Consider the following 13083-nt stretch of genomic DNA (forward strand, 5'->3'; position numbering starts at 1 on the left):
ACCAAAAGTAGAAAATCATATGATTTTCGCTTCGTCTGTTCACCCCCGCACAGTTGGGAGTGGACCAAAAGTAGAAAATCGAATGATTTTCGCTTTGTCTGTCCACCCCCGCACAGTTGGGAGTGGACCAAAAGTAGAAAATCAAATGATTTTCGCTTTGTCTGTCCACCCCCGCACAGTTGAGTAGGTCTCTAGCAAGTCATTAAGACGCAGATTGAGACCACTCAACCACTGCGTTTTTAATTTAATAACAATACTTGATTGAGTTTACCAAATTTATTTTTAACCTCTTTAAGACGCAGATTGAGACCACTCAACCACTGCGTTTTTAACTTAATAACAATAACTTGATTGAATCTTCCAAGCTTGTTCTCAGCTACGTTAAGACGCAGTTTGATGCCACTCAACCACTGCGCTATTACTTTAATAACAATAACTTGATTGAGTTTACCAAATTTATCTTTAACCTCATTAAGACGCAGTTTGATGCCACTCAACCACTGCGCTATTAATTACGAACAATAATTTTGACTAAATTTATCAAGTTTATCCCCAACCTCTATTGGCTCACTACTAGTTGACGGTTTATTTAATCTTAGTCTTTTTTAGAAGGGCCAGTGGTCGTATCGACTATATAATCGGCATACGGTGCATGCGAACCGGCAGCTGGCTCATAATGATAAGTTGGTTCTTGTAATTTTTCATCATAGTCTACATAAAAATCATAACCGTCAAAATACCATTCATCACTTTCTTCAATAAAAAATTTAGTTTCCTTTACTTCAGTCATGACTAAAGGTCGGCTTGGTTCGGCTACTTCCATCCCTAAAGAAAAATTCTCATGAACTGGTGAATTGCCATAGACTTTCCCAAAAAATCGAATACCAGTCGTGGGGGTTAACCCCATTTCCTCTGCATACCATGCCTGAGCTGCTTCCGAAACAACTAATTTCATCTGTAACATCCTCTCAAATTTATCAATGTAGTTTCATTGTAATTAATAATGATTATTTATACAAGTTTATCGATTATTACTTAGGAAATGAAACCATCACTTTCATTTAACAATAGCTATTCTGAGCCCGTTATTTCACAAATTTTCATTACAATCTTTTAAAGGTTGCGTAAAAGCTTTAATACGTTATAATGAAAGAATAATTTTAGCATTTTATATTTATATATATATTACAAGGAGGAACTTCATGAAACCAGTAATCGGTATCACCGGAAATATTTCATTATTATCCAGTGCACAACCTTTTAATGTAAATTATTCGCCTTTGGGTTTTAGCAAAGCTATCGAAAAAGTAGGTGGCTCACCTATTATCTTACCCATCATGGACACAGATAATGCTGAAGAGTTAATTTCTATTGTAGATGGCTTATTATTAACCGGTGGTGAAGACGTATCACCGAAATTATATAATGAAGAACCGCGAATGGTCATTGGCCCTACGTCCCCAGAACGTGATCGTAGCGAAATCTTATTGTTAAAAGAAGCAATGAAACAACAAAAACCGATTTTAGGCATTTGTCGTGGTTTACAATTAATTAACGTTGTTTTAGGCGGATCACTTTATCAGGATTTATCTGAAAACAAAGACATTACCATTCAACATGTGCAAAAAACAAAGCCCCATCATCCAACTCATTCTATTGCTGTAAAAGAGAAATCACATATTGCTAAAATCTTTCAAACAGGCGACTATGTAAATTCTTTCCATCACCAAGTCATTAAAGATGTCGCCGACGGATTAACCATATCGGCTTGGAGTCAAGACAAAGTCGTTGAAGCGATTGAATTATTTGAAAACAATCAGAGTATTTTAGGGTTACAATGGCATCCTGAATTGAATGCACTCAAAAATAATGAACAAAGTTTAGCTATTTTTGCTGATTTGGTTAAACGTGCCAATGATGCTAAACATCATATTAAAGCAAAAAAGAAACCCCATATTATAATATTTAAGCTTTTAGTATAAAAATTACATGCAACAACTTGGGTAATCTTATTGTGACTTTTATTTTAGTTTAAGCCTCAATGTTTTTAACCTCTGGTTGCTCAGCAAAATAATCATAATTTGTTAGGTTGCATCTGCTAAAAATATCGCGAGTGGAAAGTTGTATCTACTGCTTTTTTATGAGTTAGGTATGCAGTCAAGTCACTGATTGCTAATTAAAAACTCAGTAATTGAGTGGGCAAGAAGTAGAAAAGCGTATGGATTTCACTTCTTGCTCACTTTTTCGATTTTTTTAAAAGTATTAATAGTCCTTGTAGGATTTGTCATATCAAATTTAATTAAATTTAATCCTCTCTTTTTACTTTATCATCCCACAATAATCTAATGACCTCCATCTACATAGGCTAGTACGGTATTTGTACAAAATAATCTTCAGAAAAGCTGATTTCTTAGCAACACTTCCCTTCTATCTCTTCAAGTAGACTTTATCCATCTTCAATACAACTAGGATTTTCATGCCAAAAAAGCCGAATAGCAACTACCGTTACTACTCGACTGGGTTATCTTTACATCATGTCTGTATCTTTTACTTTCGCACAAGAATAACAAAGCATTCTAAGTTGAGTGATGATTTAGCCTTTTCGGTTTCATCATCCTTCGTTCAATAAGCTACGATAAATATCTAAATACTGCTGAGTTGGTTGTTGCCAACTAAAGTCTTTTTCCATCGCTTGACGAACTAAACCAGCCCAATGATCAGGTCGCTGATAATACACGGTTAATGCACGATAAATTGTGGATAATAAGTTCCAACTATTAAAGCCATTAAAGCTAAATCCAGTGCCTTCTCCTGTATATTGATTATATGGCTGGACCGTATCTTTCAATCCGCCTGTTTCATGAACAATTGGCAAAGTACCATAACGCATCGACATCATTTGTGACAGACCACATGGCTCAAAGGCACTTGGCATTAAGAACATATCACTACCAGCATAAATTAATTGTGCTGTTTTTAAGTCAAATTTGATTAAACTTTTCATTTTATCAGGATATTTTTGTTCGAAATATCTAAACGAATGTTCAAAGCGATCCTCACCCGTACCCAATAAAACGATTTGAACTTCAGCTTGACTCAGTAATTCTTCTAAACGTTCTTCGATTAATTGGAACCCTTTTTGATCCGTTAACCGTGAAACCATCCCAATAATCGGAACATCATCACGCACTGGTAAACCAACACTTTCTTGTAATGCTTGCTTATTTGCTTTTTTACCTGATAAGTCATCAACATTAAAATGATAAGGAATTAATGGGTCTGTTTCAGGATTATTAATATCATAATCAATCCCGTTAATAATCCCACGAACTTTCCATTGATTATAAAGTAAGGCGCCTTCTAATTGTTCACCAAATTCTGGTGTCATAATTTCTTTGGCATAAGTGGGACTTACCGTTGTCACAATATCGGAAAAATTAATCGCTCCTTTCATAAAGTTTACGCGATCTTTCCATTGTAAACCATCATGAGTATAGGTATTATAACCTGTTCCAAAAACATTCGGTAAAATGCTTGGTTCAAATATCCCTTGAAAGCGTAAATTATGAATGGTGAAAACTTTACGAATATGACGCAAACGATTTTTCCAATGATAACGGTCCACTAATAACACTGGTACCATTGCTGTATGCCAATCATTACAATGAACAATATCTGGAATCCAATCAATTACTTCTAACATTTCAATAATCGCAGTAGAGAAATAGCCAAATCGCTCCCCATCATCCCATTCACCATACAATGAACGACGATCAAAATAACTTAAATTATCAATAAAATAATAGGTTACGCCTTCTAATTTCAGTGATTTAATTCCGCAATAAACATTTTTCTCACCTAATTGAAATCTAAAATGACGGATTTCTTCTAATTGTTCTTTATATTCTTGTGGCATTTGCACATAATTAGGTAATACAACGCGAATATCGACACCTTGCTTAGCTAGTTCTTTAGGTAAAGCATAGGCAACATCACCTAATCCTCCCGTTTTAAAAAACGGTGCTGCTTCTCCCGAAGCGAATAATACTTTCATTGTCATGAACTACACCTACGCTTCTACTACTGTATTTTTGCCAATCACTTTAATATTATCCGGCGTCCCAATTACTTTAGCACCTGGTTTAATCGTACATGCTTTATCAACAATGGCATATTCCACTTGTGCACCTTCCCCAATTGTTGTTCCTTGGAAAATCACACTTTCTTTCACTACAGCATCCTTGTGGACATATACCTTACGATTAATAACTGAACGCGTCACTTCACCATCAATTCTAACCCCTGTACCAATAATCGATTCCGTTACTTTTGAATCATTATCATAGTAGCTTGGTACACCATTTTTAGTCTTGGTTAATATTGGTTGACTCGTATAGAATAATGAATTGAATTTAGAGCGGTCTAACATATCCATATTCGCTTGATAGAAACGATCCATCGTTTCGACATTAGCTGAATAACCAGTATATTCATATACATTGACAGTATAATCCAATAAGTATTCTTCAATTAAACTATCAACTTCTTGATAATTGCCTTCCGCTTCTGCTCGTTGAATAATCTCGTTCATTTTATCAACACTTAAAATATACATATTTAAGTTCACATTGACTTTCTCATCCACACTCGCTTCTTTTAGTGGTACTACGTCTATCAATTGCCCATATTCATCTAATTTAAGATTCATGTCAACCGTATAGTCCCGAACTTTATCTAAAATAACAGGTTTATAAACTGCTGTGATATCGGCTTCGCTATCGATATGATGCTTGTAAACCGCTCGAATATCCACATTGGTAATCATTTTTGAACCGGAAACAAATACATATTCTGCATGGGAACGTTTCATAAAAATGCGATGATTATCATAAAAATCATCTCCACTATGTTCGCGTAAATGACGTAATTTCCAATTTTGTTGAGAAAATGTAAAAATTCCACCGGTAATTTGCGAGTCAAGATTCCAAGAGTCACCTGAACGAATATGGTCATATACCGCACGTCCAGACTCTGAAATAAATAAGGCACATGAATCAATTTCTGCATGGGCGATACTTGATAAAGAGAAGTCTACTACTCGATAACGACCGGCAAATGGTAGAGCCGCAATCGGACGAAGATGGGTTAACGGTTTTAATTGATCTTCATTTTCTGTTAAGTTAACAATCGCACATAATTTATTCTTCACCATCGTTTTTCGGACCTCCTATTACTTCTTCATACCCTACAACAGCAATTTTATCTTTAGTACCTACCACTGAAGCACCATCCGCAATCACCGCATTCTCACCAATAATCGCATATTCAATCGTACAATTTTCACCAATCGTTACACCTGACATCACTAATGAGTCACTTACTTTAGATCCTTTACCAACTTTAACATTTAATGAAAGAATCGAATGTTCGATATCTCCGGCAACATAACAACCGTCAACAACTAATGAGTCCTTTAATTTGGCATCTGCTGTAATGAATTGTGGTGGTGTCACAGGATTATTAGTATAGATACGCCAGTCATCTTTTGAAAGGTTTAACGGGTGATCTGGAGATAATGTTTCCATATTAGCTTCCCATAAACTTTCAATTGTTCCAACATCTTTCCAATATCCTTCAAATGGATAAGCAAAACAATTTTCCCCATTATCTAGATAAGCTGGAATCACATTTTTACCAAAATCTTCCATTTCACGGGCTTTAGCTTGGTCTTCCACTAAATATCTTCTTAATGTTTTCCAATTAAAGATATAAATCCCCATCGACGCTAAATTGCTTTTTGGTTCTTTTGGTTTTTCTTCAAATTCAATAATACGATTCGCATGGTCCGTATTCATAATTCCAAAACGTGAAGCTTCTTTAATAGGTACTGGGATAACCCCTACGGTTAAAGTTGCATTGTTCGCTTTATGATTTTCTAGCATTTCAGAATAATCCATTTTATAAATATGGTCGCCTGAAAGGACCAAAACATATTCTGGATTAATCGAATCAATATAAGAGATATTTTGATAAATAGCATTGGCTGTTCCTTTAAACCATTTTTCACCATCGGAAGAAGAATAAGGTTGTAAAATAGTCGCTCCAGCATTACGCCCAGTTAAGCCCCACGCAGATCCATTGCCAATATGCTCATTTAGTTCAAGGGGTTGGTACTGAGTGACGACCCCTACTCGTTTAATGCCAGAGTTAATACAGTTACTCATTGCATAATCAATAATACGATACTTACCGCCAAAAGGCACAGCAGGTTTGGCTATATTCTTAGTAAGCACTCCTAAACGAGTTCCTTGGCCCCCTGCCAAGATCATCGCTAACATTTCTTGTTTCATTCAAATCACTGATTACTATGTAAAGGCGCCTTACATATTCTGTAATCTTGCTCCTTCCTTATTTATTCACGCCATAGACTCTTTTCGGTTGCAAATAAATGACTGATAGCGGTGGTAAATCGAGTTCAATCATGAAAGGTTCACCATTTTGTGGTCCCTCTTTAGTTTTATAAATCGGATGTTCTTCGGTTCTTTGACCGCCATATTTAGCTTCATCCGAATCTAATGCTACTTGATATTGTCCCTTATAAGGCACCCCGATCGACGTGTTATTTTGCCATTTATTTTCAAAATTACAAGCAACAATGACAAAATCACGTGGTTGTTTTCCTTGTCGGATGAGCGTTAAATACCCATCGTCATAAGTGTCAGCTTCTAATACTCTTAATCCGGCTTCTTCATGATCTAATTGATGCATTGCTTTATGTTCAACGACAAAATGATTCACATCTTTAACGAATTGCTGATACTCACTATTATATTCTCTCGTTAAATCAATCCATTCTAATTCAGAATAATAGCGCCATTCGAGATATTGTCCTAATTCATTCCCCATGAAGTTTAAGACTTTCCCAGGTTGAGCTGCCATATAGCCTTGCATTAATCTTAAGGTTGAAAATTGTTCGTAACGAGTACCATGAATTTTTCCTAATAGTGAATGTTTTCCATGAACGACTTCATCATGTGAATAAGGCAAAATATAGCGTTCTTTATATTGATACATAAAAACAAAAGTAATTAACTGTAAATTTTTAGGTCGTTCGTATGGTGGTAATTCGAAGAAACGCAAGGTATCGTTCATCCACCCCATATTCCATTTATAATCAAAACCTAAACTATCTGGTATTTCCAATGACCCTGTAATATGTTCACGATTAGAACTTTCCTCAGCCATCATATAAACGCCTGGAAATTCTTCATGAACTGTTTGATTTAGTTTTCTTAAAAACCCAATCCCTTCAAGGTTTTCATTACCACCATAAATATTTGGTGTCCAAGGACCTTGGTCAAAATCAAGAAATATCATATTCGAAACGGCGTCCACTCTGATACCATCAATATGAAATTCTTTTAGCCAAAACATAGCATTCGAAATAAGAAAACTATGAACTTGTGTTTTGCCTAAATCAAAATTTAAAGTCCCCCAGCCAACATTGGTTGCTCGATTAACATCTTGGTATTCAAAAGTCGGCGTCCCATCAAAATAAGCTAAAGCATAGGCATTGCGACAGAAATGACCCGGAACCCAGTCTAAAAATACCCCAATCCCATTTTCATGTGCTAAATTAACAAAATATTTTAATTCACTGAAACGCCCCATCCGTCCAGAAAGACCATAATATCCTGTAATTTGATAACCCCAAGAAGCTTCCAGTGGATGATCCATAATCGGCATTAATTCGATATGAGTATATCCCATCTCTTTTACATAAGGGATTAAACTATCAGCTAACTCAGTTAAAGTATAATAGCGACCGTCCGGATGTTGTTTCCAACTCGTTGCATGAACTTCATAAATATTTAAGGGTTGTTCAAATTTATTCACACGTTCCCGACGAGACATCCATTGACCGTCAGTCCAATTAAAATCTGGCAAATCTTCAATAATAGTGGCATCTTTCGGTGCAATTTCAAAGCGATAGCCAAAAGGATCCATCTTATATTCAATATAGCCATTACCGTGATCAATACCATATTTGTAACACTGCCCTGGAGTAGCATTCGCTACGAAAACACTCCAAACACCGCCTTCTAAACGCTCCATTTGCGTTCGATCCCAGTGGTTAAAATCACCAGTGAGAAAAACATTATAAGCATTAGGTGCCCAAACTGAAAATAAATAGCCTGATTGATCGTTAACCATTGTTTTTTTGCTACCTAGAAATTTATAAGCATCTCGATGAACGCCGGTATTAAAAAAATAAACATGATTGGTCATGTTAGCCATTAATGTAGTGTCGATTTAAATCATCCCCCTTAAATAAAACTATATTTTCATTATAATATTAAATTATGACCATGTAAACGAAAGTTAATTTTTTTCTCATGAAAATATAATGTTTTACGTGTTTTTTACATAATGGATTCACCAACTTACAAAATTTGATGATAACTTATTATACCACATTTCTGATAGCGTTTACAATCTGTTTATGGCTTTTTCTATTTTCATTGTTTTCTCTCATATAAGCGTAAAAAAAGAATCATTATTTTCAAACTAAAGCTGTTTTAATAATGATTCACTACAATAAATGAGTTGATGAAATATTTTAAATGTATGAGACGCAATTTTGAAAATTGTTACCTATTTTCATTGAGTGTATCAAGTAATTTACCTACTGTCTCATGATAACTTTCATTTTGCTGAAAATAAAATACTATGCCTAATGGGTCTATTAAAGAGATATGTTGTTGCTCTAAGAACGGTGGAAGTTGAGCTGCAACACTGACATCTTCACATTCAAAGATTAAGCTTTGTTGATCTTTTAACACTATTTGAACTGTTAAATACGTATTTTCACTAGGTGAAGAATAGACAATTTCCATTTTTTGGGAGATACCGAGTTCAAATGATTCGATTTGATCGTACCTCAAGCAAAGGAGTGGCTCAGAATTCTTTTTTGAAAGAACGAGTTCATTTGATACAATTCAAGATTATCTTGTTCAAATGCCAGATAATAAAGTGGTAAGGTCTGGATGGCATTTTTAGGAAATAATCGCCCTTCAATTTCAATAATCGTCGGTATCACTGGCCCTTTAACGAGTCCCTTAAACATTTTTAAATCCATATTTATCACCTCATTTTTGCTAAAAAATAATATCGCCTTTAAAAGTTATCTCTTGCCTTTCTTAATTCGATGAAACTTTCTAAATTAGGCGCCATCATCAATAAATTGATGTCTCGCTCTAAACCAATGGTAGAAGGTAAGGTCTTAAGGTTATCCGACCGCAATTGCTCAACCAATTGTAAAGCTGATTGTAAAACTAAATTATCGGGTTCCATGCTTTTCGCAAATCTTAAATTAGTCAAGGTATATTCATGACCAGCATAAACTTTGACTTCATCAGCTAATGATTCAAAATATTTTAGTGCATCATATTGCGCTTGATAATCTTGAGTGAAGACTCGTCCACAACCTGCCGAAAATAAAGCATCACCACAAAATAGGTGTTGATCATCCATTAAAAAGCTAATATGTTCTGCCGTGTGACCAGCTGTTTTTTTAACTTTAAATTGATGTTGATTGATTTCAAACTGCTGACCATCAGCGACTATATAAGTCATTCCTTCTACTTCAACTGGCCCATAGACAGGTGCGTCAGGATAGTTTGATAACAACTCTTTCACCCCACCTGTATGATCGTCATGATGATGGGTAATGAGTACCGCAGTTAAAGGTAATTGATGCTCTGTTAAAAAATCAAGCACCGGTTGAGCCTCTCCAGGATCAACGACAATCGCTCCATTAGCTTCTTTGATCACCCATATATAATTATCGGTTAATGCATTAATCGCTATTATTTCCATTATAGAACCTCCTCAAATTTACTATTTGGTCGATGCTTTAAATATTGAATACCATTATAAAAAGTATAACCCGTAATAATAAAAGCTAACGCATCTGCAAAAGGTGCAGCATACACAATCCCTTGTAATCCCCATAATTGAGAAAAGATGATAATTGCAGGAATTAAGAAAATCAATTGTCTGGTCAATGTTAAGAACATCGCTTTTTTGAACTACCAATCGCTTGGAAGAAATTGGCTCCCAATATTTGAAATCCAACTACCGGTAAACATAATAACCACGCGTGTAATGCTGGTTTAGTAAAAGCCATTAATTCAGGACTCTTATTAAACAAACCAATAATAAGCTCTGGGAATAAGCGAGTCAGAATCCATCCGCCTGTCGTAACCACTGTCGCTGCCATTATGGCTAATTTTTCAGCAGTAATGATACGCGAGTATTGTTTGGCACCGAAGTTAAAACTAACAATCGGTTGCACCCCTTGATTAATCCCAATCACTGGCATCACCAAGAAAGTTGTAATACTGTTGACGATACCCATTCCGGAAACAGCAATATCTCCTCCATATATCAATAATGTTTTATTAAGGGTTAAATTAAGAATCGAACTCCCAATATTAGTTAAAAAGTTTGGCATTCCTAATGCCATAATATTCAAGACATCTTGCCAATTCCACTTCAATTGGTTTAAACGAATATGATGAGTATTTTTAGGATTCATAAAATAAAATAAGGTCCAACTCATGGAAATAAACTGAGAAATAATCGTTGCCCAAGCAGCACCAGCCATGCCCATCTTCAAACCAAAAATAAAAATAGGGTCTAAGATAATATTTGTACCTGCTCCAAAAAACATCGTCATCATTGCTAATTTAGGCTGTCCATCAGCACGTAAAAAATTATTCATCCCTAATCCTAAAATTTGAAAAATAGATCCAAAATAAATAACGCGCATATAGGCTGTTGAATAAGGTAAAACGGTCTCACTGGCACCAAATAATACTAATAATGGCTCTAAAAACATCGTACCAATCATCATAAATAATGCTCCTGATGTAATTAACAATACAAAAGCGGTATTTAATGCTTGGGTTGCCCCTTTTTCATTGCGTTCACCTAATCGTATCGAAAATAAAGTAGCGCCTCCGACCCCAAAAAGTAAGCCGATTGATAATTGTAAAATCATAATAGGAAAACCGATAGTAATTCCTGCTAACCCATTAGCTCCCAAGTCAGGAGCATTACCAATAAATATTCGATCGATAATATTATACAAAGCATTCACGACCATCCCGATAATTGCTGGAATTGAAAATTGTACTAACAATTGTCCAATCGGTGCCGTTCCTAAACGTCTATTTCTTTCTTGCATTCACTTCACTCCATCTATTGATTCTATTATTGTTGATTATCTCATTATCTTGTGACTAAATCATCAAAATGCCACATAAAACCATGTCAATGATGCCGCCTAATGTCCTCCGCTAATTAACGTTGCCATCTGCCTAAACACTTTTTGTTTTATCATACTGACTATCGCTGACTCCGTTAGCAAACTTAGTTACACATTAGCTTCAAATTAAGGCTATTGATTTAGTTTTAAGAACCCACCCGTTATGTTATTAGATAGTCAAATTAACATTCCAAGTTTAAAATGCATCTTAACTTTCACTAACCCATTTCATCAAGTGGTTGAACTGATTCATTAAGTTACGCCATCATAAGGCTATATTAACAATCAGCAATTTAGTTTTTACTGAAGCATCTGTTATTTAAGCTACTTTTTACATAACTGGCTGATATAATCAAATCCTAATCATATTATGCCATATCTTGATAAAGATTACTTCAATAATGATTTAAAAAGTCGATAAAGTAGATTTCGAATGACCAAATAGTTATAAATGATAAAGGTTTTGCTACTTTATTCAATTCGACATCTACAAACAGAAATCGAATCAATATTTCGAGAATTTTATAGTTAAAATTAGACTACCAAATGAACATTAAAATAAACGAGGCTGGGCAAAAAACTTTTTAAATTCTGTTCAGGCATATCTACTTAATTCAAAGCTCAGTGGTTGAGTGGCCTCAAACTGTGCGGGGGTGGACAGACGAAGCGAAAATCAACTGATTTTCTACTTCTTGCCCACTCCCAAAACACAGAAAATAGGCAAGAAGCAAAAATTTAACTTTTCACTTCTTAACCTATCTTTCAATTCAAAAAATCTATTTGTCTTTAAATATTTTCCTTTATATTGAATTGCGTGTCAAAGTTGAAACGATACTATTGAATGAAGGCTTCAATTTCATCTATTTGCAGTGATAATGATTCTAACCCTCCGCCAGTTAAGTACCATAAATCACTCGTTAAAGCATTAATCGCATCATTTTGACTGGCTGTTGTTTGCGCGATTAATTCATTTGTAAGGAAGTCAGCATTTTTAGTTTTATCACCGCCAATAGCTGCCGTACGATCCAAGTAAAAAATACGTTCAGGATTTAAGCTTAAAATACCTTCATAACTCACTTCTTGGCCATGAGTCCCATCTTCAATATTATCATCTACAGCTTTAAAACCAAATATTTGGTAAATTAAAGCAAAGCGAGAATTAGCTGAAAAGGCAGAGAGATTCCCTTCATTTAACATTAACACTAAAGTTGTTTGATTTTGATCGGCAACCGTCTGTTTAACTTGTTCTACTTTTTCTTCAAGACTCGTTATCACCGCTTCAGCTTTTTCAGTTTGATTAAAAATGGTTGCTAAATTTAAGTTTGTGGATTTAAAGGATTCCCAAAAATTAACATTATCTAAACGATTGACAAATACAGGCGCAATTTGTTTCAACTCTTCTGCTAAAGCTGCTGTTCTCCCCGTTGCAATAATTAAATCCGGTGCTAATTCGGCAATAGTTTCTAAATTTGGCTCTTTTAAAGAACCGATATCGGTGATTTTTTCGGGTAATGCACCTAAATATGCGGGAACGTTCTTTTTAGGTGCACCCACGACTAATTCCTCTAGACCTAAAGCTTTCAAAGTATCGTATTCTGAATATCCTAACACGACTACCCGTTCAGGTGTCTGCTCAAAAACCAATTCAGTTCCCAAACTATCGGTAACCTTCACTGCTGCTGCTTGAACTTTTCCCATACCTGCTAATAAACTTACTATTCCTAATAATACAATGACAATTTTTTTCATAA

At 35.1% G+C, this 13083-nt stretch carries 14 protein-coding genes; 2 read left to right on the top strand and 12 right to left on the bottom strand.

Annotation, left to right across the window (positions count from 1 at the left end; genetic code table 11):
- Window positions 1–19: 19 nt before the first annotated feature.
- Window positions 20–187, top strand: a complete 168-nt coding sequence (locus LB888_RS00825; protein ID WP_318753222.1) for a hypothetical protein — start codon at window positions 20–22, stop codon at window positions 185–187.
- Window positions 188–239: 52 nt separating this feature from the next.
- Here the strand turns inward: LB888_RS00825 and LB888_RS00830 are convergent, their stop codons facing one another.
- Together LB888_RS00830 and LB888_RS00835 are read right to left on the bottom strand one after the other, a co-directional pair.
- Window positions 240–497, bottom strand: a complete 258-nt coding sequence (locus LB888_RS00830; protein ID WP_318753223.1) for a hypothetical protein — start codon at window positions 495–497, stop codon at window positions 240–242.
- A 98-nt stretch (window positions 498–595) separates the two neighbouring features.
- Window positions 596–955, bottom strand: coding sequence for a HesB/YadR/YfhF family protein (locus tag LB888_RS00835; protein ID WP_318753224.1), 360 nt, complete (start codon window positions 953–955; stop codon window positions 596–598).
- A 247-nt stretch (window positions 956–1202) separates the two neighbouring features.
- Here LB888_RS00835 and LB888_RS00840 point away from each other — a divergent pair, with 247 nt between their 5' ends.
- Window positions 1203–1982 (top strand): gamma-glutamyl-gamma-aminobutyrate hydrolase family protein, encoded by a 780-nt coding sequence (locus tag LB888_RS00840; protein ID WP_318753225.1) that lies wholly within the window; start codon window positions 1203–1205, stop codon window positions 1980–1982.
- Window positions 1983–2611: 629 nt separating this feature from the next.
- Here the strand turns inward: LB888_RS00840 and glgA are convergent.
- From glgA to LB888_RS00890, 10 genes are all read right to left on the bottom strand, one after another.
- A complete protein-coding gene (gene glgA / locus LB888_RS00845; RefSeq protein ID WP_318753995.1) occupies window positions 2612–4054 on the bottom strand; it encodes a glycogen synthase GlgA in 1443 nt (480 codons plus the stop codon).
- 15 nt (window positions 4055–4069) lie between these two features.
- Window positions 4070–5212 carry a glucose-1-phosphate adenylyltransferase subunit GlgD gene (gene glgD, locus LB888_RS00850; protein WP_318753226.1) on the bottom strand — a complete coding sequence of 381 codons (1143 nt, stop codon included), beginning with the start codon at window positions 5210–5212 and terminating at the stop codon, window positions 4070–4072.
- Window positions 5199–6350 carry a glucose-1-phosphate adenylyltransferase gene (locus tag LB888_RS00855; RefSeq protein WP_318753227.1) on the bottom strand — a complete coding sequence of 384 codons (1152 nt, stop codon included), beginning with the start codon at window positions 6348–6350 and terminating at the stop codon, window positions 5199–5201. The genes glgD and LB888_RS00855 overlap by 14 nt, the downstream gene beginning before the upstream one ends.
- Before the next feature lie 58 nt (window positions 6351–6408).
- Window positions 6409–8289, bottom strand: coding sequence for a 1,4-alpha-glucan branching protein GlgB (glgB, locus tag LB888_RS00860; RefSeq protein WP_318753228.1), 1881 nt, complete (start codon window positions 8287–8289; stop codon window positions 6409–6411).
- A 362-nt stretch (window positions 8290–8651) separates the two neighbouring features.
- Complete coding sequence (locus LB888_RS00865; RefSeq protein WP_318753229.1) at window positions 8652–8843, bottom strand: hypothetical protein; 192 nt, start codon at window positions 8841–8843, stop codon at window positions 8652–8654.
- A gap of 98 nt (window positions 8844–8941) precedes the next feature.
- Entirely contained in the window at window positions 8942–9139 is a 198-nt protein-coding gene (locus LB888_RS00870) for a hypothetical protein (protein WP_318753230.1), read from the bottom strand.
- 38 nt (window positions 9140–9177) lie between these two features.
- Entirely contained in the window at window positions 9178–9879 is a 702-nt protein-coding gene (gene gloB, locus LB888_RS00875) for a hydroxyacylglutathione hydrolase (RefSeq protein ID WP_318753231.1), read from the bottom strand.
- Window positions 9879–10079, bottom strand: coding sequence for a hypothetical protein (locus LB888_RS00880; RefSeq protein WP_318753232.1), 201 nt, complete (start codon window positions 10077–10079; stop codon window positions 9879–9881). Before LB888_RS00880 ends, gloB begins: the two co-directional genes overlap by 1 nt.
- A complete protein-coding gene (locus tag LB888_RS00885; protein WP_318753233.1) occupies window positions 10070–11251 on the bottom strand; it encodes an MATE family efflux transporter in 1182 nt (393 codons plus the stop codon). The genes LB888_RS00880 and LB888_RS00885 overlap by 10 nt, the downstream gene beginning before the upstream one ends.
- 915 nt (window positions 11252–12166) lie before the next feature.
- Window positions 12167–13081: a siderophore ABC transporter substrate-binding protein gene (locus LB888_RS00890; protein ID WP_318753234.1), complete on the bottom strand. Its 915-nt coding sequence runs from the start codon at window positions 13079–13081 to the stop codon at window positions 12167–12169.
- Window positions 13082–13083 lie beyond the last annotated feature (2 nt).

This window comes from Globicatella sp. PHS-GS-PNBC-21-1553 (genome assembly GCF_033564055.1).
Taxonomy (GTDB): Bacteria; Bacillota; Bacilli; order Lactobacillales; family Aerococcaceae; genus Globicatella; species Globicatella sulfidifaciens.

Excerpts from the sequence above, each read along its gene's own strand:
- LB888_RS00825 (WP_318753222.1), top strand. The coding sequence starts at position 20 with ATGATTTTCGCTTCGTCTGTTCACCCCCGCACAGTTGGGAGTGGACCA.
- LB888_RS00835 (WP_318753224.1), bottom strand. The coding sequence starts at position 955 with ATGAAATTAGTTGTTTCGGAAGCAGCTCAGGCATGGTATGCAGAGGAA.
- LB888_RS00840 (WP_318753225.1), top strand. The coding sequence starts at position 1,203 with ATGAAACCAGTAATCGGTATCACCGGAAATATTTCATTATTATCCAGT.
- glgA (WP_318753995.1), bottom strand. The coding sequence starts at position 4,054 with ATGAAAGTATTATTCGCTTCGGGAGAAGCAGCACCGTTTTTTAAAACG.
- glgD (WP_318753226.1), bottom strand. The coding sequence starts at position 5,212 with ATGGTGAAGAATAAATTATGTGCGATTGTTAACTTAACAGAAAATGAA.
- LB888_RS00855 (WP_318753227.1), bottom strand. The coding sequence starts at position 6,350 with ATGAAACAAGAAATGTTAGCGATGATCTTGGCAGGGGGCCAAGGAACT.
- glgB (WP_318753228.1), bottom strand. The coding sequence starts at position 8,289 with ATGACCAATCATGTTTATTTTTTTAATACCGGCGTTCATCGAGATGCT.
- LB888_RS00870 (WP_318753230.1), bottom strand. The coding sequence starts at position 9,139 with ATGGATTTAAAAATGTTTAAGGGACTCGTTAAAGGGCCAGTGATACCG.
- gloB (WP_318753231.1), bottom strand. The coding sequence starts at position 9,879 with ATGGAAATAATAGCGATTAATGCATTAACCGATAATTATATATGGGTG.
- LB888_RS00880 (WP_318753232.1), bottom strand. The coding sequence starts at position 10,079 with ATGTTCTTAACATTGACCAGACAATTGATTTTCTTAATTCCTGCAATT.
- LB888_RS00885 (WP_318753233.1), bottom strand. The coding sequence starts at position 11,251 with ATGCAAGAAAGAAATAGACGTTTAGGAACGGCACCGATTGGACAATTG.
- LB888_RS00890 (WP_318753234.1), bottom strand. The coding sequence starts at position 13,081 with ATGAAAAAAATTGTCATTGTATTATTAGGAATAGTAAGTTTATTAGCA.